We start from the raw sequence: 22,508 nt of genomic DNA, 5'->3' as shown, positions 1-22,508 counted from the left end.
GGTACGAAGCACCACGCCTGTATAACGGGGCTATCAGCGCGTGCCGTAAACAACAATGGTTTTACCGTGCGCGGATATAAGATTTTGATCTTCGAGCATTTTAAGAATACGTCCTACCGTCTCGCGGGAACAGCCGACAATCTGGCCGATTTCCTGACGGGTGATTTTTATCTGCATGCCGTCGGGGTGGGTCATGGCGTCGGGTTGTTTCGCCAGGTTCAACAGGGTTTGCGCTATGCGTCCGGTAACGTCCAGGAATGCCAGGTTGCCGACTTTTTCCGACGTTACCTGTAAACGACTGGCCATTTGCGCCGACAGGCGCATCAGGATATCCGGATTCACCTGAATCAGCTGCCGGAATTTTTTATACGAAATCTCGGCGACTTCACAGGCGGTTTTCGCCCGTACCCAGGCACTGCGTTCCTGACCTTCCTCGAATAGGCCGAGCTCACCGATGAAATCTCCCTGGTTAAGATAGGAGAGAATCATCTCTTTGCCTTCTTCATCCTTAATCAGCACCGCCACGGCGCCCTTAACGATGTAGTAAAGCGTTTCAGCCTTTTCACCCTGATGTATAAGTGTACTCTTCGATGGATACTTATGAATATGGCAATGAGACAGGAACCATTCGAGAGTCGGGTCTGTTTGCGGTTTGCCGAGAACCATTCGCTGTTATCCTCTTTTGTCATCGCTATCCCAGGTTCGGGACATCGTATTCCCTGTTACGGCGCTTGTATTATTCACTCTGACTCCGCGTTTAAACGGAGCGACGTAAGGGAACTTATTAGGGTCTGGTAATGTGATGTTCCGATCGATCTCTTGCCCTTTCATTATCATGAGGCCGATCCAGCCTTGTTTTTAGCATAGGTTTGAAGCAGTGTCTTCTGTTGTCTTGCTTCAGCATGAAGTATGTTCAGTAACATTGCCAGTTTTCCAACAAAAATGTAGTCTGCTGGAAAGCTTTTCATCAGGAGTATCATAATGCAGGCACGGGTCAAATGGGTAGAAGGGTTGTCTTTCATGGGCGAATCCGCCTCGGGCCACCAGGTTTTGATGGATGGGAACGCGGGCGAAAAAGCGCCCAGCCCAATGGAAATGGTATTGATGTCGGTCGGCGGCTGCAGCGCCATTGATGTGGTATCGATTTTACACAAAGCGCGGCAGGACGTCCGGGACTGCGAGGTCAAACTCACCTCCGAGCGCCGCGACGAGGCGCCGCGCCTGTTTACCCATATCAACCTGCATTTTATCGTCACCGGCGCCGGGCTGACCGACAAGGCGGTGGAGCGGGCGGTGACGCTATCGGCGGAAAAATACTGCTCGGTCTCACTGATGCTCGGCGCGTCGGTCAATATGACCCACAGCTTTGAAGTGCGCGACGAACACCACGCCCCCGCCGCCTAACCGGCCCGCCAACACCGCACTCAAACCCGGCGTGTTCAAGGGAGAGCGCGCCAATGGGGTCGAATCGGGCATGGTTTCTCTGCCCGACCGAGCGCCCCATGGCACGGTATGCCCGCCAACACCGCACTCAAACCCGGCGTGTTCAAGGGAGAGCATGCCGATGGGGTCGAATCGGGCGTGGTGTTCCCGCCCGACCGAGCGCCCCACGGTATGCTAGGCCCGCCAACACCGCAGCGAATCCTGGCGTGTTCAAGGGAGAGCATGCCGATGGGGTCGAATCGGGCGTGGTGTTCCCGCCCGACCGAGCGCCCCACGGTATGCTAGGCCCGCCAACACCGCAGCGAATCCTGGCGTGTTCAAGGGAAAGCATGCCGATGGGGTCGAATCGGGCGTGGTGTTCCCGCCCGAGGCCTCGAGTTTACTTAATTTCCTTTCCTTCCAGCAACTGCTGTACCAGCGGCCCCATAATCAGCTCCATCGCCAGCCCCATCTTGCCCCCGGGCACCACCAGCGTATTAATATTGGAAATAAAGGAGCCTTGCAGCATCGCCAGCAGATAAGGCAGGTCGATATGCGCCAGGCTACGGAAATGAATAACGACAAAACTTTCGTCAAGTGAGGGAATCGCCTTGGCGGCGAAAGGGTTCGACGTGTCGACGGTCGGCACCCGCTGGAAATTGATATGGGTGCGGGAAAACTGCGGCGTGATGTAGTTAATATAATCCTCCATCGACCTCACCACCGAATCCATCACCGCCTCGCGCGAATGCCCCCGCTCGCCGGTATCGCGCACCAGTTTCTGGATCCACTCCAGGTTGACGATGGGCACCACGCCCACCAGCAAATCCACGTGCTTCGCCACGTCATGGCTATCGGTTACCACGCCGCCGTGCAGCCCCTCGTAAAATAACACGTCCGTCGGTTCCGGCAACGCCTGCCAGGGCGTAAAGGTACCGGGGATCTGGTTATACGGCACCGCCTCGTCATACGTATGCAGATATTTACGCGACTGACCGCGGCCGGTATCGCCATACTGATGAAACGTATGCTCCAGCAGGCCAAAGTTATTGGCGTCCGGACCAAAGTAGCTGATATGGCGCCCTAAATCCCGCGCCTTGCGGATCGCCATATCCATTTCCGGCCGGGTAAAGTGATGAAAGCTGTCACCCTCCAGTTCGGCGGCGTGGATATTCAACTGCTGGAATATTTTACGAAACGCCAGGCTGGTGGTGGTGGTGCCCGCACCGCTGGAACCGGTAACGGCAATAATGGGGTGTTTTGTCGACATGGTAACCCTACGCTTGGTTGAATTGCGGCGTGAAGAAGTGCGCCCGGCATCAAGGCCCAGAAGTGAGTGTTAGCATATTTAGCGCTTAGGGGCCAGGGGCTTCGCTATTCGCCCGGCGTATCTCCGGCCTGGTCATTAAACCGGCCGCGCGGCATGATATTGATATTTTCATGCAGTTCCGACCAGACCACCACCGCCTCGCCGCTTATCAACTGGCGTTTTACATCCTCGACCTTTTGCGCCAGTGATTTCTCCTGCTCGCCATAATCGGTGCCCTCACGCAGTACAAAGGACTCGATCAGGTTATAGAGCGTGTCAGGATCGATTTGTTCCCAGGGAATAATCACGATATTGTGTCCCGATAGTCAATAAATCAAGGTGTTGAGTAAATTTCACCTGTTATGCCTTGTACATCCCCGTGCGCACTGGTAGCTTCATACGCGTTATTTTACGGGGAGCCGCCAAAACGTGGAACTGAGTCTTTTTCTGTCAATGCTGGGGTTTCTCTGGGTGGCCGCCATTACCCCTGGCCCTAATAATATGCTGCTTACCGCCTCGGGCGCCAATTTTGGCTTCTGGCGCTCGATGCCGCTGATGATCGGCATCATGCTCGGCATGCAATGTATCCTGCTGCTGGTGGCCTTCGGCATCGGCGGCCTGATCACGCTTTATCCGTCCCTGCATTTTATGCTGAAGGTGGCGGGCAGCCTTTACCTGCTGTGGCTGGCCTGGAAAATAGCCACCGCCGCCTATGAAAAACTGGAAACCGACGCGCCGCCCCCCCGGCCCATTCCCTTCTACCAGGGCGGCCTGCTGCAATTCCTTAATCCCAAGGCCTGGCTGATGGCGCTGGGCGCGGTGGCCAGCTTCAGCCTGAGCGGCAGCGCCTATATCACCTCCGTCGGCGCCATCAGCGTCGGCATCGTCAGCGTCAATATCGTCTCCGGCGTTATCTGGCTCGGCTTCGGCACCCTTATCGGCCGGCTGCTGCGCAGCAAACGCGCCTGGATCGCTTTTAACGTCGCCATGGGCCTGCTGACGGCGGCCTGCGTATTGCTGATCTGGCGCTGACGCGCTTATTGCGACTCGAACTCCCGGGTCAGGGTCTCCAACTGTTCCTGGGCGTCCAGCCACGCCATTTCCGCCTCTTCCAGCTGCGATTTAACCTTGGCCTGCTGTTGCAGGGCCAGGGCCAGGTCCGCTTTACGGCTGATATCATACAGCGCCGCGTCGGCCAGTCCGGCCTCGATGGCCGCCAGCTCCGCGCCACGTTTTTCCATTTGCTGTTCATAACGGGTAATGGACTTGCGCAACGGCTGGGTCTGATTGCGGAAATCCGCCTCGCGCCGCTTCTGGTCTTTCCTGGCCTGGGCATTATTGACCTGCGGCGCCGGGGTCTCGGTATCATTGCCGTCCTGCGCCGCCGCCTGGCGCTGCTGATCCACCAGCCACTGCTGGTAATCCTCCACATCGCCGTCAAACGACGCGACGCGCCCGTCATGCACCAGATAAAATTCATCGGTGGTGGAACGCAGTAAATGCCGGTCATGGGACACCACCACCAGCGCGCCGTCGAAATCTATCAGCGCTTCGGTCAGCGCCTGGCGCATATCCAGATCCAGATGGTTGGTCGGTTCATCGAGCAGCAGAAGGTTGGGACGCTGCCAGACAATCAGCGCCAGCACCAGCCGGGCCTTTTCGCCGCCGGAAAAACGCGCGGTCGGTTCGGTCACCTTATCGCCACGGAAACCAAACCCGCCCAGATAATCGCGCAGCGCCTGCTCATACTCCTGCGGCGCCAGCCGGATCATATGCGCCAGCGGCGATTCGTCGGCGCGCAGGAACTCCAGCTGATGCTGGGCGAAATAACCCAGCTTGATGCCTTTCGCCAGGCCGATGGTGCCGGACTGCGGCTCAAGGGTGCCGGCCAGCAGCTTGATAAGCGTCGACTTGCCGGCGCCGTTGCGTCCGAGCAGGCCGATGCGCGAACCGGGCACCAGGTTAAGCTTGATGGAATTAAGAATGGTGCGCTCGCCATAACCGGCGCTGACTTTCTCCATGCTCAGCAGGGGGCTCGGCAGGCTTTCCGGAGTACGGAACTTGAACTGGAAAGGATTATCCACATGGGCCGGGGCGATCAGCTCCATCCGCTCAAGCATCTTGATCCGGCTCTGCGCCTGCTTGGCCTTGGTGGCCTGGGCGCGGAAACGGTCGATATAATGCTGCAAATGGGCCACTTTTTCCTGCTGGTGCTGGAACAGCGACTGCTGTTGCGCCAGCTTGGTCACCCGCTGCTGCTCAAACGATGAGTAGTTGCCGGTATATTCGTTTAACGTCTGCTGTTCAATATGCAGGATTTTATTTACGATAGGATCGAGAAAATCCCGGTCATGGGAAATCAGAATCAGCGTACCGTCATAATTTTTCAGCCATTTTTCCAGCCAGATGACCGCGTCCAGATCCAAGTGGTTGGTCGGTTCATCAAGCAACAGCAAATCGGAGCGGCAAATCAGCGCCTGCGCCAGGTTAAGGCGCATGCGCCAGCCGCCGGAAAAATCCCGCACCGGCTGTTGCAATTGATCCTGGCTGAACCCCAGCCCGTGCAGCAGGCTCGAGGCGCGCGGCCGAATGGTCCAGGCCTCGATAACGTCCAGCTTGCCGTGCACGGTGGCGATGGCGTGGCCGTCGTTTTTCTCGTTGGCGAGCTGGAGGTCGGCTTCCAGCTGGCGATACTCGCGATCGCCGTCGATAACATACTCCAGCGCCGGCACGTCAAGGGCCGGCGTCTCTTGGTTAACCCAGGCCATCGACCAGTTGGCGGGGAAGGTCACGCTGCCGGCGTCGCAGCCGAGTTCATGCTTCAGCAATGCCAATAATGTTGATTTGCCGCAGCCGTTCTTGCCGACGAGTCCGACCTTTTGCCCGGGATTCACCGTGGCGGTGGCGTTATCCAGCAGTACGTTGGTACCGCGGCGAATTTGCAGTGAGGAGAAGACAATCATAAAGCGCCATAGTTTGAGAGTATGTTAAATTAACATTATTGAATGCTATCCAGGATAACCTGTCCTGGTTTCAACTTTGCGAAGCATGGTAGCGGAAAAGCCGCGCCCTGACGACGCTTTGGAGGGGAATTGATCGCGCAGCCACCCAAAGTTTTGTTGTTGTATGCCCATCCGGAATCACAGGATTCGGTTGCCAACCGGATTTTGCTGCAGGCGGCATCGTCGCTCGAGCATGTCACCGTACATGATCTTTACGCCTTTTATCCGGATTTTTTTATTGATATTCACCACGAACAGCAATTATTGCGTGAACATCAGGTCATTGTGTTCCAGCACCCGCTTTATACTTACAGTTGCCCGGCATTATTGAAAGAGTGGCTCGACCGGGTGCTGGCGCGCGGATTTGCCAGCGGCATCGGCGGCGACGCCCTGGCCGGGAAATACTGGCGAACGGTTATCACCACCGGCGAACCGGAGGGCGCTTATCTTAACCGCGGCTACAGTCGCTACGGCATGGAGGATATTCTACGTCCGTTCGAATTGACCGCCACCATGTGTCGCATGCATTGGGTGCGCCCGCAGGTGATCTATTGGGCCAGAAGGCTAGATCCCGTCGTACTGGCGCGCCATGCCGCCGAATACGCCCAATGGCTGAAAGAGCCGCTTAACGAAAGGGGACAACGCATTGGATAGCAGTCCGTCGTTTTTGACCGCCGTGGTGTTGTTTTTGTTCGCCGCCGTCGTTGCGGTGCCCATTGCCCAGCGCCTGGGGATCGGCGCGGTGATCGGCTATCTTGCGGCGGGTATCGCCATCGGCCCCTGGGGCCTGGGTTTTATCCGCGATGTGGACGAAATCCTGCACTTCTCCGAACTTGGGGTGGTGTTCCTGATGTTTATCATCGGCCTGGAGCTGAATCCGTCGAAGCTATGGGAACTGAGGCGATCGATCTTCGGCGTCGGCGCCGCGCAGCTTTTCTTTACCGCGTTGCTGCTGGGCGGGGCTCTTTACCTGACCCATGCCACCTGGCAATCGGCGCTGATTGGCGGCATCGGCCTGGCCATGTCGTCCACCGCCATCGCGCTGCAGCTGATGCGCGACAAAGGCATGAACCGCAATGAAGGCGGCCAGCTCGGCTTTTCCGTCCTGCTGTTCCAGGATATGGCGGTAATCCCCACGTTATCCCTCATCCCTATCCTGGCCGGCGGCGGCAGCGAACCGAGCGATTGGATGAAAATCGGCATGAAGGTGGCGGCGTTTTTTATCATGCTGGTGGGCGGGCGCTACCTGCTGCGGCCGCTGTTCCGTTATGTCGCCATGGCTAATGTGCGCGAGGTGTTTACCGCCGCCTCGCTCATGGTGGTGCTGGGCGCGGCGCTGTTTATGGATATGCTCGGATTATCCATGGCGCTGGGCACCTTTATCGCCGGCGTGCTGCTGGCGGAGAGTGAATACCGCCATGAGCTGGAGATCGCCATCGAGCCGTTCAAGGGATTACTGCTCGGCCTGTTTTTCATCTCGGTGGGCATGGCGCTCAACCTGGGCATTTTATATGTCCACTTGCTGACCGTGGTGGCCGGCCTGGCGGTCCTGGTGCTGGTCAAAGGGACGGTATTGTATATCCTGGCGCGGATATCCGGTCTGCGCAGCTCGGTGCGGCTACAGTTCGCCGGCGTGCTAAGCCAGGGCGGAGAATTCGCCTTTGTCCTGTTTTCCGCCGCCGGCGCGCAAAAAATCCTCTCGCCCGATCAGCTGGCCCTGCTGCTAGTCACCGTGACGCTGTCGATGATTACCACCCCCTTATTAATGCAACTCATCGATCTTATCCTGGTCCGACGTTACAATGCCCAGGACGAGGAGGGTGAAAAACCCTTCGTCGACGATGACGAGCCGCAGGTGATCATCGTGGGTTTCGGCCGTTTCGGCCAGGTGATAGGCCGCCTGCTGATGGCCAATAAGATGCGGATTACGGTACTTGAGCGCGATATCAGTGCGGTAAGCCTGATGCGCAGCTATGGTTATAAGGTGTATTACGGCGATGCCACCGAGCTTGAGTTGCTGCGCGCCGCCGGGGCGGAGAAAGCAAAAGCCATCGTGGTCGCCGCCAATACGCCGGAAGACAACATGACCATCGTGCACCTGTGCCAGCAGCATTTCCCGCACCTGAAGATACTGGCGCGGGCGCGGGGCCGCGTCGAGGCCCATGAGCTGCTGCTGGCCGGGGTGAATCAGTTTTCGCGGGAAACTTTTTCCAGCGCGCTGGATCTGGGCCGCAAGGCGTTGTTGGAACTGGGGATGCATCCCCACCAGGCCTATCGCGCCCAGCAGCATTTCCGCCGCATCGATACCCGCATGCTGCGGGAGCTGATGCCGCAGCTGCAGGGGGATGTGGCGCAAATATCCCGCGTCAAGGAGGCCCGGCGCGAGCTGGAGGATATCTTCCAGCGCGAAATGCAGCATGAACGTCGCCAGCTTGACGGCTGGGAAGATAACCATCCGCAGGGAGATAAACACCATGACGGCAAAGCGTAAACGTTTTATTGCCGGCGCGGTATGCCCCGAGTGCCAGGCGAAGGATACCCTGGCGGTCTGGCAGGACCAGGGGACGGATAACGTCATTTGTGTAAAGTGCGGTTTTACTCAGCGCCAAACCGACCCGGCGGCTGCGGATAAAACGCCGGCAAAGGATCGCATTATCGGTATTTTTGATCCGGAGTAGCCTTATACCCTCAATTTTTTTAAGCTGAAGGATACATGCGCGTAAATTTTCGTTAGAATCTGCGCCAATTCAGTTTCCAACGGTAGGAGATATCATGAAAGTAGCAAAAGACCTGGTGGTCAGCCTGGCTTACCAGGTACGGACAGAAGATGGCGTGTTGGTCGATGAGTCTCCGGTGAGTGCGCCGTTGGACTATCTCCATGGGCATGGTTCTTTGATCTCGGGCCTGGAAAATGCCCTGGACGGCCACGATGAGGGCGATAGCTTTGATGTGCATATCGTTGCCGACGATGCCTACGGTCATTACGACGACAACCTGGTGCAGCGCGTCCCGAAAGAGGTGTTCATGGGCGTCGAGGAACTTGAGGTCGGCATGCGTTTCCTGGCCGAGACCGATCAAGGCCCGGTGCCGGTTGAAATTACCGAAGTCGACGGCGACCATGTGGTGGTGGACGGCAACCACATGCTGGCCGGCCAGGATTTGAACTTCCACGTCGAGGTGCTGGCTATTCGCGAAGCGACGGCGGAAGAACTGGCCCACGGCCATGTTCACGGCGAACACGATCACGAGCATGAAGGCCATGACCACGATCACGGCGGCGACTGCTGCGGCGGCCACGGCCATGACCACGAGCACAAAGGCGGCGGATGCGGCGGCAATGGCGGCTGCGGTTGCCACTAAACCCGGTTCGCTCGGACCCCGATAGCCGATGGGGCGGGTTTTTCCGCCCCGTTTTATGGGTTATTCAACGAATTAATTAAAATTAATAGTGCGGCGGCGGCGTCTCTTCCGATTGCGACGCGATAATCGAGGTTTGCTGCGTGCGCAATTTCTCCGACAATAAGCGCAGTTGCTCCTGCAGCCTGCCGATATCCCGTTGATGCGCGACGACGGTCTGATTCAGTTCATCTATCGTGACTTCCTGGAACGCAAGCCGGCCTTCCAGCAAATCAAGACGTTGTTCCAATTGGGATAACTCCATAGTGTCTCCTCCTCTCAATACCGTTTATCATGGAATAGGGGCGATCGCGTCGGCCCGACCTCATACCCGGATTAAGCTGCGACAACAACCAGGTGTTATTCTATCGGTAAATGACGATAAATGCCCGCCGAAAGCCTATTATATGCCCGCGTCACCGAACCAGGCTTCAATGGCGCCGCTAAAAAAGAAACTTCTTGACGTAAAAAAAGTCTTAGAAAGACTCAATTCATCGGGATAGCGATTGTGTTGTGTTTACGCTCACGGCTATAGTATCGGCTTAACTTAGTTATCGACCTTGGGACAAGATAGCCCAGGCTATGGAGATATGGATGAAATCACTGTTTAAAGTCACGCTGTTGGCTACCACCATGGCGCTAGCCCTCAATGCTGCCCAGGTAATGGCCGCGGATAGCACCGCAGCGGCTGATGCCCCCGCCGCGGCTGGCACCACAGCGACCGCTCCGGCAACTGCTCCGGCCAACGCCACCTCGGACAAATTCAAAAGCAGCGAGGAACAGGCTGCTTACGCGTTAGGCGCCTCATTGGGTCGGTACATGGACAACTCCCTGAAGGAACAGGAAAAGTTAGGCATCAAGCTGGATAAAGATCAGCTGATCGCCGGTGTTCAGGACGCTTTTGGCAACAAGAGCAAGCTGACTGACGAAGAAATCGAGGCTACTCTCCAGAGCTTCGAGGCGCGCGTGAAAGAAGCCGCCCAGGCCAAAATGGAGCAGGAAGCCAAGGACAACGCCGAAAAAGGCGATAAATTCCGCGCCGACTACGCCAAGCAAAAAGGCGTGAAGAAAACGGCCAGCGGTGTTCTGTACAAAGTTGAAAAACCGGGTACCGGCAAAGCGCCGACCAATAGCGATACCGTGGTGGTCAACTACAAGGGTACGCTGGCCGACGGTACGGAATTCGACAACTCCTACAAACGCGGCGAACCTCTGTCATTCCGTCTTGACGGCGTCATCCCCGGCTGGACCGAAGGCCTGAAAGAGATCCACAAAGGCGGCAAGATCGAATTGGTGATTCCGCCGGAACAGGCGTATGGCAAAACCGGCGTCCCGGGAATCCCAGCCAACTCCACCCTGATTTTCGACGTGGAACTGCTGGATATTAAACCGGCGGCTAAGGCTGCCGAAGGCGAAAAGCCGGCGGCTGAAGCACCGGCCGGCGCGGCTGAAACCACTAAATAACCACACTGCCGGCGCATAAAACGCGTCGTCGGTGGTGAAGGGCGGTGTCTGTTTCAACAGCCACCGCCCTTTTTTATTCACATTCTCCCGCCGGAAACCGGGCATGCCAACCCAAAAAAAGCGCGTTATAGCGCCTTTGTCGGCCAATAAGTTGTAAAAATCTGTCCAAACACAAGGACAGCGTTTTAAATCATTTGCTAGACTAGCGACCGGTAAATACAACTGACAGCCGAGTTTGTCCAGGGATGCGGGCAGGCTCGCTTTAACGGGTGGTGTCTGCATATGTCTACTTCTCTTCCGACCCCAGAATTCAACGAACTGGATGTTTTGGACGAACGGCCATTCAGCCCGGTTGATCATGAAATACTGGCATCCTACGAAGCCGTGGTGGATGGACTGGCGATGCTAATCGGCGAACACTGCGAAATCGTGCTGCATTCCCTGGAAGATTTGAAAAGCTCCGCCGTGCGCATCGCCAACGGCGAACACACCGGACGCAAAATCGGCTCGCCCATTTCCGACCTGGCCCTGCGCATGCTGCATGACATGGCGGGCGAGGACAGCAGCGTGTCGAAAGCCTACTTTACCCGGGCCAAAAGCGGCGTGCTGATGAAATCCGTCACCATCGCCATTCGCAACCGCGAACAACGGGTCATCGGCCTGCTGTGCATCAATATGAATCTTGACGTGCCCTTTTCCCAAATCATGCAAACCTTTGTCCCGCCGGAAGCCCAGGAAAACGCCACCTCGGTCAATTTCGCGTCTTCGGTGGACGACCTGGTGGCGCAAACCCTTGAGTTCACCATCGAGGAAGTCAATGCCGATCGCGGCGTGTCCAACAACGCCAAGAACCGCCAGATTGTGCTTAACCTGTATGAAAAGGGCATTTTCGATATCAAGGACGCCATCAACCAGGTGGCGGATCGGCTGAATATTTCCAAACATACGGTCTATTTGTATATCCGCCAGTTTAAAAGCGGTGATTTCCTGGGATTGGATCGGTGAGCCTGCGTTACTGCCTGATGGTCGGCGGGCCGGCCTACGGCACGCAGCAGTCCAGCAGCGCCCTGCAGTTTGCACGGGCCTTGCTGGCCGCAGGCCACCGGATCAACAGCATTTTTTTTTATCAGGACGGCGTCTATAACGCCAATCGCCATACGTCCCCGGCCGGCGACGAGGTGGATATCGTACGCGCCTGGCAGCAGCTTGGCCGGGAGCATCAGGTGCCGTTGGATGTGTGTGTCTCCGCGGCGTTGCGCCGGGGCGTGACGGACGGGGCGCAGGATGCGCCGCCGGCACCGGAGCAGGGCAACCTGCAGCCGGGCTTTACCCTGAGCGGCCTGGGCGCGCTGGCGCAGGCCGTGCTTGAATGCGATCGGTTTATCCAGTTTTAAGGTGCCCTGATGAAACGCCTTGCCTTTGTTTTTACCCACGGCCCCCACGGCGACGCGTCTGGACGGGAGGGACTGGACGCGCTGCTGGCCGCGTCGGCGCTAACCGCTGAGATCGGCGTGTTTTTTATTGGCGATGGCGTCCTGCTGCTATTGCCGCAGCAGCGACCGGCGGAAATCCTGGCGCGTAATTTCATCCCCACCTTCGGCGTATTGCCGATTTACGATATCACGCGTTTTTACCTCTGCGCGGAGTCCCTGGCGGAGCGCGGGCTGGCCGGCGCCGTGGGCTGGGTGCTCGACGCCGAGGTGTTGCCCGCCGCGCGCTGGCGCGAGCGCTTGTCCGCTTTTGATACTGTCTTGACCTTCTGAGCCGGGAAAACGCCATGCTTTATACCCTTAGCCGCTCCCCTTACGCCCGCGACCTGCCGGCGCTGCTGCTTACCGCCCGCAGGGGCGACGATCTGCTGCTGATACAGGACGGCGTGATAGCCGGGCTGGCGGGGACCGTCGCGCTGGAGCGGCTTATCGCCTCGCCGCTCGGGTTGTATGCCCTTGACGCCGACGTTGCCGCCCGCGGCCTGCTTGCTCATTTTTCGGACAAAATCACCCTTATAAGCTATACTGGGTTTGTCTCGCTGACGGTAAAACAACCGCAACAAATGGCATGGTAAGCAGGGCGCTACCCTCTGAATTTCGCCTTGCGGCAAGGCGGTCAAGGGAACGCATTGCGATCAGCGTACAGCGATAAGGGAGGGGGATAAACGGACGCAGCCAATGCATCCGCCGCGCGAAAGATAGCGGGTATATTGTATATTTCTTGACACCCTCACCCGTCGGCCATAAAATTCTGCGTCCTCGTTCTTTGCCTTGCGGCTTAACGAGGCGATTTATTACGTGTTTACGAAGCAAAAACCAGGAGTTTTATCGAATGGCAACAATTAACCAGCTGGTACGCAAGCCACGCACCATGAAGGTTGCTAAAAGCAACGTTCCGGCGCTGGAAGCATGCCCGCAAAAACGTGGCGTATGTACCCGCGTATATACCACCACCCCGAAAAAACCGAACTCCGCGCTGCGTAAAGTATGCCGTGTTCGTCTGACTAACGGTTTTGAAGTCACTTCCTATATCGGCGGTGAAGGCCATAACCTGCAGGAACACTCCGTGATCCTGATCCGTGGCGGTCGTGTAAAAGACCTTCCCGGTGTGCGTTACCACACCGTTCGCGGTGCGCTCGACTGCTCAGGCGTTAAAGACCGTAAGCAGGGCCGCTCCAAATACGGCGTGAAGAAGCCCAAGTCTTAATGGTTCTCCGTTAAGTAAGGCCAAACATTTTATTATTAATGTCAAAGAACTCATTGAGTTTTGGACAATCCTGAATTAACAACGGAGTTATCCCATGCCACGTCGTCGCGTCATTGGTCAACGTAAAATCCTGCCGGATCCTAAGTTCGGATCCGAGCTGTTGGCAAAATTTGTCAATATCCTGATGGTAGATGGTAAAAAATCTACTGCCGAAGCAATTGTCTATACCGCGCTGGAGACCCTGGCTCAGCGTTCCGGTAAAGGACATCTGGAAGCTTTCGAAGTAGCTCTGGACAACGTGCGCCCGACTGTCGAAGTCAAGTCCCGTCGCGTTGGTGGTTCTACTTATCAGGTGCCAGTAGAAGTTCGTCCGGTCCGTCGTAATGCCCTGGCAATGCGTTGGATCGTTGAAGCTGCTCGTAAACGCGGTGATAAATCTATGGCCCTGCGCCTGGCGAACGAACTTTCCGATGCAGCAGAAAATAAAGGCACTGCTGTTAAGAAACGTGAAGACGTTCACCGTATGGCAGATGCCAACAAGGCGTTCGCCCACTACCGCTGGTAATTATGCCGCTGTAGTCATGCTAACCAGGTGGGCGTGCGGACAGCTCGCCCTGCCTGGGTTAGCTCGAATAGAACGCCCCAGTAATCGAGGATACAAATGGCTCGTATAACACCAATTGTGCGTTATCGTAATATCGGTATCAGTGCGCACATCGACGCCGGTAAAACCACCACCACTGAACGTATTCTGTTCTATACCGGTGTAAACCATAAAATCGGTGAAGTCCACGATGGCGCCGCCACCATGGACTGGATGGAACAGGAACAAGAGCGCGGAATTACCATTACGTCCGCGGCGACCACCTGTTTCTGGTCCGGTATGGCTAAACAGTTTGATGCCCATCGCATCAACATCATCGACACCCCGGGACACGTTGACTTCACCATCGAAGTAGAACGTTCCATGCGTGTGCTTGATGGCGCGGTCATGGTTTACTGTGCGGTAGGCGGTGTGCAACCTCAGTCCGAAACCGTGTGGCGCCAGGCCAACAAATATAAAGTTCCGCGTATCGCGTTCGTGAATAAAATGGACCGTATGGGCGCGAACTACCTGCGCGTTGTTGAACAGCTGAAAACCCGTCTGGCCGCTAACCCGGTTCCGATCCAGCTGGCCATCGGCGCCGAAGAAAAATTCACCGGTGTTGTCGATCTGGTGAAGATGAAAGCCATCAACTGGAGTGAGGCCGATCAGGGCATCAGCTTCGAATACGAAGAGATCCCGGCTGAATTACAGGAACTGGCGCAGAAGTGGCATCAACATATGGTTGAATCCGCGGCTGAAGCCAATGACGAGCTGATGGATAAATACCTCGGCGGCGAAGAACTGACCGAAGCAGAAATCAAGATGGGTCTGCGTCAACGCGTGCTGAACAACGAAATCATCCTGGTTACCTGCGGTTCTGCGTTTAAGAACAAAGGCGTACAGGCGATGCTGGATGCGGTAATCGAATACCTGCCGGCACCGACCGACGTTCAGGCCATCAACGGCGTGCTGGAAGACGGCGAGACCCATGCCGAACGCCATTCAAGCGATGACGAACCCTTTTCGGCGCTGGCGTTTAAAATCGCCACCGACCCGTTCGTGGGCAACCTGACCTTCTTCCGCGTTTATTCCGGTGTGGTTAACTCCGGCGATACCGTGCTGAACTCCGTTAAAGACAAACGTGAGCGTTTTGGCCGTATCGTGCAGATGCACGCCAACAAACGTGAAGAAATCAAGGAAGTCCGCGCCGGCGATATCGCCGCTGCGATTGGCTTGAAAGATGTGACCACCGGCGATACGCTGTGCGATCAGAGCAAGCCGATCATCCTGGAACGCATGGAGTTCCCGGAACCGGTTATCTCTGTGGCTGTAGAACCGAAAACCAAGGCCGACCAGGAAAAAATGGGTCTGGCCCTGGGCCGTCTGGCGCAGGAAGATCCGTCTTTCCGCGTCTGGACCGATGAAGAGTCCGGTCAGACCATCATCGCAGGTATGGGCGAGCTGCATCTCGAAATACTCGTCGATCGTATGCGTCGCGAGTTCAACGTTGAAGCTAACGTCGGTAAACCGCAGGTAGCGTACCGCGAAACCATCCGCAATACTGTTGAGCAAGAAGGCAAGTTTGTTCGTCAGTCCGGTGGTCGCGGTCAGTTCGGTCACATCTGGTTGCGTATCGAACCGATGGAACCAGGTGGTAAAGGCTACGAATTCCTTAATGAAATCGTCGGCGGCGTGGTTCCAAAAGAATACGTGCCCGCGGTGGATAAAGGCGTCCAGGAACAGCTGAAAAACGGCGTTCTGGCCGGATATCCGATTGTGGACGTCCGTGTTGCGGCCTTCGATGGTTCATACCACGAAGTCGACTCCTCGGAAATGGCGTTTAAAATTGCCGGTTCCATGGCGTTTAAAGAAGGCTTCATGAAAGCGAAACCAGTTCTGCTGGAACCTATCATGAAAGTTGAAGTTGAAACGCCTGAAGACTACATGGGTGACGTTATCGGTGACTTGAACCGTCGTCGCGGCATGATCGACGGCATGGAAGATACTGCGACCGGCAAGACCGTTCGTGCGCAGGTCCCCTTGTCTGAAATGTTTGGATATGCTACAGATCTGCGTTCACAGACTCAGGGCCGTGCTTCTTACTCCATGGAGTTCCTGAAGTACAATGAAGCACCGAACAATGTTGCTCAGGCCATTATCGAAGCCCGTAAAGCCGGTAAATAAGCTTTAGGGTCTACAATTAATATCCCGTGCTCTTTCCAATGGGGGAGAGCATAAGAGTAAGGAATATAGCCGTGTCTAAAGAAAAGTTCCAACGCACAAAACCGCACGTTAACGTCGGCACCATCGGTCACGTCGACCATGGTAAAACCACCCTGACCGCCGCCATCACCACCGTGCTGGCCAAAGCTTACGGCGGCAGCGCCCGTGCCTTCGATCAGATCGACAACGCACCGGAAGAAAAAGCCCGTGGTATCACCATCAACACGTCCCACGTTGAATACGATACCCCGGCCCGCCACTACGCGCACGTAGACTGCCCGGGACACGCCGACTATGTGAAAAACATGATCACCGGCGCCGCCCAGATGGATGGCGCAATCCTGGTGGTTGCCGCAACCGACGGCCCGATGCCGCAGACCCGCGAACACATCCTGCTGGCTCGCCAGGTAGGCGTTCCTTACATCATCGTCTTCATGAACAAATGCGACATGGTCGATGACGAAGAACTGCTGGAACTGGTTGAAATGGAAGTGCGCGAACTGCTGTCCCAGTACGACTTCCCAGGCGACGACACCCCGGTAATCCGTGGTTCCGCGCTGAAAGCACTGGAAGGCGACGAAGCCTGGACCTCTAAAATCATCGAACTGGCCGAAGCCCTGGATACCTACATCCCGGAACCGGTACGTGCGATTGACAAGCCGTTCCTGCTGCCTATCGAAGACGTATTCTCCATCTCCGGCCGCGGCACCGTGGTAACCGGTCGTGTGGAACGCGGCATCGTTAAAGTGGGCGAAGAAGTTGAAATCGTCGGCATCAAGGCCACCATCAAGACCACTTGTACCGGCGTTGAAATGTTCCGTAAACTGCTGGACGAAGGCCGTGCCGGTGAAAACGTCGGCGTCCTGCTGCGCGGCACCAAGCGTGACGACGTGGAACGCGGCCAGGTACTGGCTAAACCGGGTTCAATCCACCCGCATACCCAGTTCGAATCCGAAGTCTACATCCTGTCCAAGGATGAAGGCGGCCGTCATACGCCGTTCTTCAAAGGCTACCGTCCTCAGTTCTACTTCCGTACCACTGACGTGACCGGTACCATCGAACTGCCGGAAGGCGTGGAAATGGTTATGCCTGGCGACAACATCAAAATGGTTGTTAACCTGATTGCTCCGATCGCCATGGACGACGGCCTGCGTTTCGCTATTCGCGAAGGCGGCCGTACCGTTGGCGCCGGCGTGGTTGCCAAGGTTATCGCGTAAGACATTTCCGTTTTATGCAAAAAAGGGCGCCTTGGCGCCCTTTTTTTATTTGCTGCAAAAAGAAGCGGTTATTTACCGGCGACGGATATTTACAAAACAAAAATAGTTCTGCTATTGAAATGACACTCGTTCTCATTTAAATTATGCCTAATTTGATTTTAATGAGTATGAAAAATGTACGTTTGTTTGTGTAATGCGGTAAGCGATACTGCCATACGCAAGGCGGTAAGAAACTACCAACCGAAGACGTTTCAAGAACTTAAAAGTGTCGTGCCGGTGGCGAATAAATGCGGTAAATGCGCATGCAAGGCCCGGTTGGTTATGGAAGACGAATTACAGCAGTTAGTGCCGTTTGAAAAAATTGCATAATTAGTAGGGTTATTACCTTGATTTACTCTGACGCGGTTATATTCTGTACATTACCGCAACGGAGGAGTGAATTATGAAAGGCGATGACCAAATTATCACCCATCTCAATACCCTGCTTGGCAACGAGCTGGTAGCCATCAATCAGTACTTCCTGCACGCCCGTATGTTTAAGAACTGGGGGCTGATGCGTCTGAACGACATTGAATACCACGAATCCATCGATGAAATGAAGCACGCCGATCGTTATATCGAGCGTATTCTTTTCCTGGAGGGACTGCCTAACCTGCAGGATCTGGGCACGCTTAACATCGGGCAAAATGTCGAGGAAATGCTGCGTTCGGATTTGAACCTGGAACTGCAGGGCGCGCAGGATCTGCGCGAAGGCATCTCTTATGCCGACAGCGTCCGGGATTATGTCACCCGCGATCTGCTGATCGAGATATTGGCGGACGAAGAGCACCATATCGATTTCCTGGAAACCGAACTGGATTTAATCAAACTGGTCGGCCTGCAGAACTATCTCCAGTCCCAGTTAAAAGATGCGGCGCAATAGGCGTCAGGCTGTTCCCGCTAAATAATGATAAAGCAACGCCTGCGCATGATGCGACGGTTATGACCGATACGCATCGGCTCCTGGCTGCCGCGTTTCCGGCGTAACCTGGCCGCATTGTCATGTGCGGCCGGGCAGTGGCGCTAAGGGCCGATGTATATCCACCAGCCTGCCAGCGCCAGGCAGGGACCAAAGGGAATGTCTTTATCCGCCGTCCGGCGCCGCAGCCACCACGCTATCCCGGTCAGCGCCGCGCTCGCGCATAACAGCGGCAACGCTTGCCATCCCAGCCAGGCCCCCAGCCCGCTCAGCAGCTTGATATCGCCGCCGCCCAGCCCCGCGTAGCCTCTCACCCGGTAAAACACCCCGTTCAGCAGCCACAGGCCGCCGCCGCCGCACAGCGCGCCCAGCAGGCCGACATAGAGCGATTGCGGCTCGCCAAGCGGGCTTAGCAGTCCGCACAGCAGGAAGGGCAGGGTAAGCCGGTCGGGCAGCAGCAGGGTATGATAGTCAATCCAGCTCAGCGTTAATAAAAACCAGCTGAACACCAGGCCGCTCACCAGGCGTTCCGCCGGCAGGGCGGCGAACGCCGCCAGGAACGCCAGCGCGCAGCTTGCCTCGCAGCGCCGTTTCCACATCTGGCGGGACAGCATTGTCCACGCGGCGCGGCGGGCCCCAGGCGCCGCGGAAGCCCGCTGGCCGGAGATCGCCGTAAGCCGGCCATACGCCAACCGTCCCCCGCCGGCGCAACCGCCGCCCGGCAGTGGCCCGCGCCGCGCCGCCGTGGCGCCTGGCAGCGCGCGGGCCCATCCGAGAATGCGCCGGGCGAGATGGCCCATGATGACGCCATACAAGAGCAGGCAGAAAACCGACAATACCGTTATCACGCGCGCCTTCCTTCCCTTATCCCGGCATCCCAGCTGGCATAAGCCTGCCTGAAATCGGCGCCGCCGCCCATTCTGCCCCTGCGGAAATGGAATGAGCGCCGGTTTCCGGCGTTTTTTACCGTATCGTCGCTTGCTTCATGAGCAAATTAACGTATAATGCGCGGGCTTGTCTCATAGACATAAGAAACAAGCCGACTCAATGAGTCCGCGCTGGCCGCGAAGGCGGTAAGCCAGCACACAACATCCCCGATATGGGGATAATACTGAATGATTACACTCCCCCATCAATCGAAATGGGTGCGAGGAGTAATTTTCTACGTTTATAAATAATTGGAGCTCTGGTCTCATGCAGAACCAAAGAATCCGTATCCGTTTGAAAGCGTTTGATCATCGTTTGATCGATCAATCAACCGCGGAAATAGTCGAGACTGCCAAACGTACCGGTGCTCAGGTACGGGGTCCGATCCCGCTGCCGACCCGCAAAGAGCGCTTTACCGTTCTGATTTCTCCGCACGTCAATAAAGATGCGCGCGATCAGTATGAGATTCGCACTCATAAGCGTCTGGTTGACATCGTTGAGCCAACCGAAAAAACCGTTGATGCTCTGATGCGTCTGGATCTGGCTGCTGGTGTTGATGTGCAGATCAGCCTGGGTTAATCAGGTCACCAAACGATTGAGAGGTTGAAACAATGAAGGGTTTAGTCGGTCGTAAAGTGGGCATGACTCGCATCTTCACTGAAGATGGCGTTTCCATCCCAGTAACCGTTATTGAAATCGAAGCCAACCGCGTAACTCAGGTTAAAGACCTGGACAACGACGGTTACCGCGCTATTCAGGTCACCACCGGCACCAAAAAAGCCAATCGTGTGACTAAGCCTGAAGCCGGTCACTTCGCTAAGGCAGGCGTTGAAGCCGGCCGTGGCCTGTGGGAATTCCGCGTCGAAGACGTTGCAGAAATCACTGCGGGTCAAAGCATCAGCGTCGAACTGTTCGCCGATGTGAAAAAAGTTGACGTTACCGGTACGTCCAAAGGTAAAGGATTTGCAGGCACTGTAAAGCGCTGGAACTTCCGTACCCAGGATGCTACCCATGGTAACTCCTTGTCCCACCGTGGTCATGGTTCAATCGGTCAGAACCAGACTCCGGGTAAGGTATTCAAGGGCAAGAAAATGGCAGGCCAGATGGGTAACGAGCGTGTAACCGTTCTAAGCCTGGACGTAGTACGTGTTGACGTTGAGCGCAACCTGCTGCTGGTCAAAGGCGCTGTCCCGGGAGCAACCGGCGGCGACCTGATCGTTAAACCGGCTGTCAAGGCGTAACGTCGAGGAGATAGGAATGGAATTGGTATTGAAAGACGCGCAAAGCGCGCTGACTGTTTCCGAAACTACCTTCGGGCGTGACTTCAACGAAGCGCTGGTACACCAGGTTGTTGTTGCTTATGCAGCAGGTGCCCGTCAAGGTACTCGCGCTCAGAAGACCCGTGCTGAAGTTACTGGTTCCGGTAAGAAACCATGGCGTCAGAAGGGTACCGGTCGCGCGCGTTCAGGTACGGTGAAGAGCCCAATCTGGCGTTCAGGTGGCGTAACATTTGCCGCCAAGCCGCAGGATCACAGCCAGAAGGTAAATAAGAAGATGTACCGTGGGGCGCTGAAAAGCATCCTGTCCGAGCTGGTACGTCAAGAACGTCTGATCGTCGTTGAGTCTTTTTCTGTCGAAGCGCCTAAAACCAAGCTGCTGGTACAGAAACTGAAAGACATGTCGCTTGCAGATGTGCTGATCATTACGAGCGAACTGGATGAAAACCTGTTCCTGGCCGCGCGCAACCTCTACAAAGTAGACGTTCGCGATGTCGCAGGTATTGACCCGGTTAGCCTGATCGCCTTCGACAAAGTCGTCATGACGGCTGACGCTGTGAAGCAAGTTGAGGAGATGCTGGCATGATTCGTGAAGAACGTTTGCTGAAAGTTTTGCGCGCGCCGCACGTTTCTGAAAAAGCGTCTGCAGCGATGGAAAAGCATAACACCATCGTACTCAAAGTAGCTAAAGACGCGACCAAAGCAGAAATTAAAGCCGCTGTGCATAAACTGTTTGAAGTCGAAGTCAATGACGTTCGCACCCTGATCGTTAAAGGGAAAACGAAGCGTCATGGACAGCGTATCGGTCGTCGTAGCGACTGGAAAAAAGCTTACGTCACCCTGAAGGAAGGCCAGAACATGGACTTCATCGGCGGCGCAGAGTAAGTCGGAGGAGAAGAACAATGGCAATTGTTAAATGTAAACCGACATCTCCGGGTCGTCGCCACGTAGTTAAAGTGGTCAACCCTGAGCTGCACAAGGGCAAGCCTTATGGCCCGTTGCTGGAAAAACTCACTAAATCCGGTGGACGTAACAACAATGGCCGTATCACTACGCGCCATATCGGTGGTGGTCATAAACAACAATACCGTGTTGTCGATTTTAAACGCGACAAAGACGGTATCCCGGCAATCGTAGAGCGCCTGGAATATGATCCGAACCGTTCTGCCAACATCGCTTTAGTGCTGTACAAAGACGGCGAACGTCGTTACGTACTGGCGCCGAAAGGCCTGAAAGCAGGTGACCAGATTCAGTCTGGCGTCGACGCCGCCATCAAGGCCGGCAACACCCTGCCGATGCGCAATATTCCGGTTGGTTCCACCGTGCATAACGTGGAAATGAAACCGGGTAAAGGCGGTCAGCTGGCGCGTTCCGCCGGTGCTTACGTTCAGATTGTTGCCCGTGACGGCGCTTATGTCACTCTGCGTCTTCGCTCCGGCGAAATGCGTAAAGTGCAGTCTGAATGCCGCGCAACCATGGGTGAAGTCGGTAACGCCGAACACATGCTGCGTGTACTGGGCAAAGCCGGTGCAAGCCGCTGGCGTGGTATTCGTCCGACCGTCCGCGGTACGGCGATGAACCCGGTGGATCACCCGCATGGTGGTGGTGAAGGTCGTAACTTTGGTAAGCACCCGGTCAGTCCGTGGGGCCTGCAGACCAAAGGTAAGAAGACCCGTAGTAATAAGCGTACCGATAAGTTCATCGTACGTCGCCGTAGTAAAAAATAATTAGAGGATAAACCATGCCACGTTCTCTCAAGAAAGGTCCATTCATAGACCTGCACTTGCTGAAGAAGGTAGAGAAAGCGGTGGAAAGCGGTGACAAGAAGCCTATACGCACTTGGTCCCGTCGTTCAACGATCTTTCCAACAATGATCGGTTTGACCATCGCTGTCCATAATGGTCGTCAGCACGTACCGGTATTTGTTTCCGACGAAATGGTCGGTCACAAACTGGGTGAATTCGCGCCGACGCGTACTTATCGCGGCCATGCGGCCGACCGTAAGGCTAAAAAACGCTAAGGTAGGAGGA

General features: G+C 55.9%; 30 protein-coding genes. 23 read left to right on the top strand and 7 right to left on the bottom strand.

Going from position 1 to position 22,508, the window contains the following annotated elements; translation table 11 throughout:
- Positions 1 to 33: 33 nt before the first annotated feature.
- Both crp and ACL2XQ_RS23895 read right to left on the bottom strand, forming a co-directional pair.
- Entirely contained in the window at positions 34 to 666 is a 633-nt protein-coding gene (gene crp, locus ACL2XQ_RS23900) for a cAMP-activated global transcriptional regulator CRP (RefSeq protein WP_034895576.1), read from the bottom strand.
- 167 nt (positions 667 to 833) lie between these two features.
- Complete coding sequence (locus ACL2XQ_RS23895; RefSeq protein ID WP_410016823.1) at positions 834 to 1,022, bottom strand: hypothetical protein; 189 nt, start codon at positions 1,020 to 1,022, stop codon at positions 834 to 836.
- Here ACL2XQ_RS23895 and ACL2XQ_RS23890 point away from each other — a divergent pair.
- Positions 982 to 1,404 (top strand): OsmC family protein, encoded by a 423-nt coding sequence (locus ACL2XQ_RS23890; protein ID WP_410013259.1) that lies wholly within the window; start codon positions 982 to 984, stop codon positions 1,402 to 1,404. The two genes, ACL2XQ_RS23895 and ACL2XQ_RS23890, sit on opposite strands and share 41 nt — an antisense overlap.
- Before the next feature lie 418 nt (positions 1,405 to 1,822).
- Here ACL2XQ_RS23890 and ACL2XQ_RS23885 read toward each other — a convergent pair whose 3' ends face one another.
- Positions 1,823 to 2,692: a phosphoribulokinase gene (locus ACL2XQ_RS23885; protein WP_410013260.1), complete on the bottom strand. Its 870-nt coding sequence runs from the start codon at positions 2,690 to 2,692 to the stop codon at positions 1,823 to 1,825.
- Between the two features lie 104 nt (positions 2,693 to 2,796).
- Positions 2,797 to 3,039 carry a YheU family protein gene (locus tag ACL2XQ_RS23880; protein WP_410013261.1) on the bottom strand — a complete coding sequence of 81 codons (243 nt, stop codon included), beginning with the start codon at positions 3,037 to 3,039 and terminating at the stop codon, positions 2,797 to 2,799.
- A 121-nt stretch (positions 3,040 to 3,160) separates the two neighbouring features.
- On the opposite strand from ACL2XQ_RS23880, the gene ACL2XQ_RS23875 reads away from it, so the two are divergent.
- Positions 3,161 to 3,763, top strand: a complete 603-nt coding sequence (locus ACL2XQ_RS23875; protein ID WP_410013262.1) for a LysE family translocator — start codon at positions 3,161 to 3,163, stop codon at positions 3,761 to 3,763.
- Positions 3,764 to 3,768: 5 nt separating this feature from the next.
- Here the strand turns inward: ACL2XQ_RS23875 and ACL2XQ_RS23870 are convergent, their stop codons facing one another.
- Positions 3,769 to 5,694 (bottom strand): ABC transporter ATP-binding protein, encoded by a 1,926-nt coding sequence (locus ACL2XQ_RS23870; RefSeq protein ID WP_413721563.1) that lies wholly within the window; start codon positions 5,692 to 5,694, stop codon positions 3,769 to 3,771.
- Between the two features lie 132 nt (positions 5,695 to 5,826).
- Here ACL2XQ_RS23870 and kefG point away from each other — a divergent pair, with 132 nt between their 5' ends.
- From kefG to slyD, 4 genes are all read left to right on the top strand, one after another.
- Positions 5,827 to 6,387 (top strand): glutathione-regulated potassium-efflux system ancillary protein KefG, encoded by a 561-nt coding sequence (kefG, locus tag ACL2XQ_RS23865; protein ID WP_413723504.1) that lies wholly within the window; start codon positions 5,827 to 5,829, stop codon positions 6,385 to 6,387.
- On the top strand, positions 6,380 to 8,224 hold the full coding sequence (gene kefB, locus ACL2XQ_RS23860) for a glutathione-regulated potassium-efflux system protein KefB (RefSeq protein ID WP_410013264.1): 1,845 nt from the start codon (positions 6,380 to 6,382) through the stop codon (positions 8,222 to 8,224). Before kefG ends, kefB begins: the two co-directional genes overlap by 8 nt.
- Complete coding sequence (locus tag ACL2XQ_RS23855) at positions 8,208 to 8,411, top strand: YheV family putative zinc ribbon protein (RefSeq protein ID WP_410013265.1); 204 nt, start codon at positions 8,208 to 8,210, stop codon at positions 8,409 to 8,411. Before kefB ends, ACL2XQ_RS23855 begins: the two co-directional genes overlap by 17 nt.
- Positions 8,412 to 8,505: 94 nt before the next feature.
- On the top strand, positions 8,506 to 9,093 hold the full coding sequence (gene slyD, locus ACL2XQ_RS23850) for a peptidylprolyl isomerase (protein ID WP_410013266.1): 588 nt from the start codon (positions 8,506 to 8,508) through the stop codon (positions 9,091 to 9,093).
- 82 nt (positions 9,094 to 9,175) lie between these two features.
- Here the strand turns inward: slyD and ACL2XQ_RS23845 are convergent, their stop codons facing one another.
- Entirely contained in the window at positions 9,176 to 9,394 is a 219-nt protein-coding gene (locus ACL2XQ_RS23845; RefSeq protein ID WP_162367218.1) for a protein SlyX, read from the bottom strand.
- Positions 9,395 to 9,723: 329 nt separating this feature from the next.
- On the opposite strand from ACL2XQ_RS23845, the gene fkpA reads away from it, so the two are divergent.
- The 11 genes from fkpA (at position 9,724) to bfr (ending at position 18,238) form a co-directional block, all read left to right on the top strand.
- Positions 9,724 to 10,593, top strand: coding sequence for an FKBP-type peptidyl-prolyl cis-trans isomerase (gene fkpA / locus ACL2XQ_RS23840; protein ID WP_410013267.1), 870 nt, complete (start codon positions 9,724 to 9,726; stop codon positions 10,591 to 10,593).
- 282 nt (positions 10,594 to 10,875) lie between these two features.
- Positions 10,876 to 11,598 (top strand): transcriptional regulator, encoded by a 723-nt coding sequence (locus ACL2XQ_RS23835; RefSeq protein ID WP_410013268.1) that lies wholly within the window; start codon positions 10,876 to 10,878, stop codon positions 11,596 to 11,598.
- A gap of 2 nt (positions 11,599 to 11,600) precedes the next feature.
- The gene (gene tusD, locus ACL2XQ_RS23830; protein ID WP_413723503.1) at positions 11,601 to 11,987 is read left to right on the top strand and encodes a sulfurtransferase complex subunit TusD; all 387 of its coding nucleotides are present in this window, start codon (positions 11,601 to 11,603) and stop codon (positions 11,985 to 11,987) included.
- A gap of 9 nt (positions 11,988 to 11,996) precedes the next feature.
- Positions 11,997 to 12,356, top strand: coding sequence for a sulfurtransferase complex subunit TusC (gene tusC / locus ACL2XQ_RS23825; protein ID WP_413721562.1), 360 nt, complete (start codon positions 11,997 to 11,999; stop codon positions 12,354 to 12,356).
- A gap of 14 nt (positions 12,357 to 12,370) precedes the next feature.
- Positions 12,371 to 12,658, top strand: a complete 288-nt coding sequence (tusB, locus tag ACL2XQ_RS23820) for a sulfurtransferase complex subunit TusB (protein WP_413721561.1) — start codon at positions 12,371 to 12,373, stop codon at positions 12,656 to 12,658.
- Between the two features lie 257 nt (positions 12,659 to 12,915).
- Entirely contained in the window at positions 12,916 to 13,290 is a 375-nt protein-coding gene (gene rpsL, locus ACL2XQ_RS23815; protein WP_162367223.1) for a 30S ribosomal protein S12, read from the top strand.
- A gap of 94 nt (positions 13,291 to 13,384) precedes the next feature.
- The gene (gene rpsG, locus ACL2XQ_RS23810; RefSeq protein WP_011412093.1) at positions 13,385 to 13,855 is read left to right on the top strand and encodes a 30S ribosomal protein S7; all 471 of its coding nucleotides are present in this window, start codon (positions 13,385 to 13,387) and stop codon (positions 13,853 to 13,855) included.
- 96 nt (positions 13,856 to 13,951) lie between these two features.
- A complete protein-coding gene (gene fusA, locus ACL2XQ_RS23805) occupies positions 13,952 to 16,060 on the top strand; it encodes an elongation factor G (protein ID WP_410013271.1) in 2,109 nt (702 codons plus the stop codon).
- A gap of 71 nt (positions 16,061 to 16,131) precedes the next feature.
- Positions 16,132 to 17,316 (top strand): elongation factor Tu, encoded by a 1,185-nt coding sequence (gene tuf / locus ACL2XQ_RS23800; protein ID WP_410013272.1) that lies wholly within the window; start codon positions 16,132 to 16,134, stop codon positions 17,314 to 17,316.
- Positions 17,317 to 17,490: 174 nt separating this feature from the next.
- Positions 17,491 to 17,685, top strand: a complete 195-nt coding sequence (bfd, locus tag ACL2XQ_RS23795; RefSeq protein WP_410013273.1) for a bacterioferritin-associated ferredoxin — start codon at positions 17,491 to 17,493, stop codon at positions 17,683 to 17,685.
- Between the two features lie 73 nt (positions 17,686 to 17,758).
- A complete protein-coding gene (gene bfr, locus ACL2XQ_RS23790; protein WP_410013274.1) occupies positions 17,759 to 18,238 on the top strand; it encodes a bacterioferritin in 480 nt (159 codons plus the stop codon).
- Between the two features lie 140 nt (positions 18,239 to 18,378).
- Here the strand turns inward: bfr and ACL2XQ_RS23785 are convergent, their stop codons facing one another.
- Positions 18,379 to 19,122, bottom strand: coding sequence for a prepilin peptidase (locus ACL2XQ_RS23785; protein ID WP_413721560.1), 744 nt, complete (start codon positions 19,120 to 19,122; stop codon positions 18,379 to 18,381).
- Positions 19,123 to 19,468: 346 nt separating this feature from the next.
- On the opposite strand from ACL2XQ_RS23785, the gene rpsJ reads away from it, so the two are divergent.
- From rpsJ to rpsS, 6 genes are read left to right on the top strand one after another with little or no spacing between them, the layout of a single operon-like run.
- Positions 19,469 to 19,780, top strand: coding sequence for a 30S ribosomal protein S10 (gene rpsJ, locus ACL2XQ_RS23780; protein ID WP_001181005.1), 312 nt, complete (start codon positions 19,469 to 19,471; stop codon positions 19,778 to 19,780).
- 32 nt (positions 19,781 to 19,812) lie between these two features.
- Entirely contained in the window at positions 19,813 to 20,442 is a 630-nt protein-coding gene (gene rplC / locus ACL2XQ_RS23775) for a 50S ribosomal protein L3 (protein WP_410013276.1), read from the top strand.
- Positions 20,443 to 20,458: 16 nt separating this feature from the next.
- Positions 20,459 to 21,064: a 50S ribosomal protein L4 gene (gene rplD / locus ACL2XQ_RS23770; RefSeq protein WP_410013277.1), complete on the top strand. Its 606-nt coding sequence runs from the start codon at positions 20,459 to 20,461 to the stop codon at positions 21,062 to 21,064.
- Positions 21,061 to 21,363, top strand: coding sequence for a 50S ribosomal protein L23 (gene rplW, locus ACL2XQ_RS23765; protein ID WP_162368692.1), 303 nt, complete (start codon positions 21,061 to 21,063; stop codon positions 21,361 to 21,363). The genes rplD and rplW overlap by 4 nt, the downstream gene beginning before the upstream one ends.
- 17 nt (positions 21,364 to 21,380) lie before the next feature.
- Positions 21,381 to 22,205 (top strand): 50S ribosomal protein L2, encoded by an 825-nt coding sequence (rplB, locus tag ACL2XQ_RS23760; RefSeq protein WP_410013278.1) that lies wholly within the window; start codon positions 21,381 to 21,383, stop codon positions 22,203 to 22,205.
- A gap of 14 nt (positions 22,206 to 22,219) precedes the next feature.
- Positions 22,220 to 22,498 (top strand): 30S ribosomal protein S19, encoded by a 279-nt coding sequence (rpsS, locus tag ACL2XQ_RS23755; RefSeq protein ID WP_132923660.1) that lies wholly within the window; start codon positions 22,220 to 22,222, stop codon positions 22,496 to 22,498.
- Positions 22,499 to 22,508 lie beyond the last annotated feature (10 nt).

The organism is Sodalis sp. RH14 (assembly GCF_047324285.1).
Classification (GTDB): domain Bacteria; phylum Pseudomonadota; class Gammaproteobacteria; order Enterobacterales; family Enterobacteriaceae; genus Acerihabitans.
This window is presented reverse-complemented; position numbering and strand designations above follow the sequence as displayed.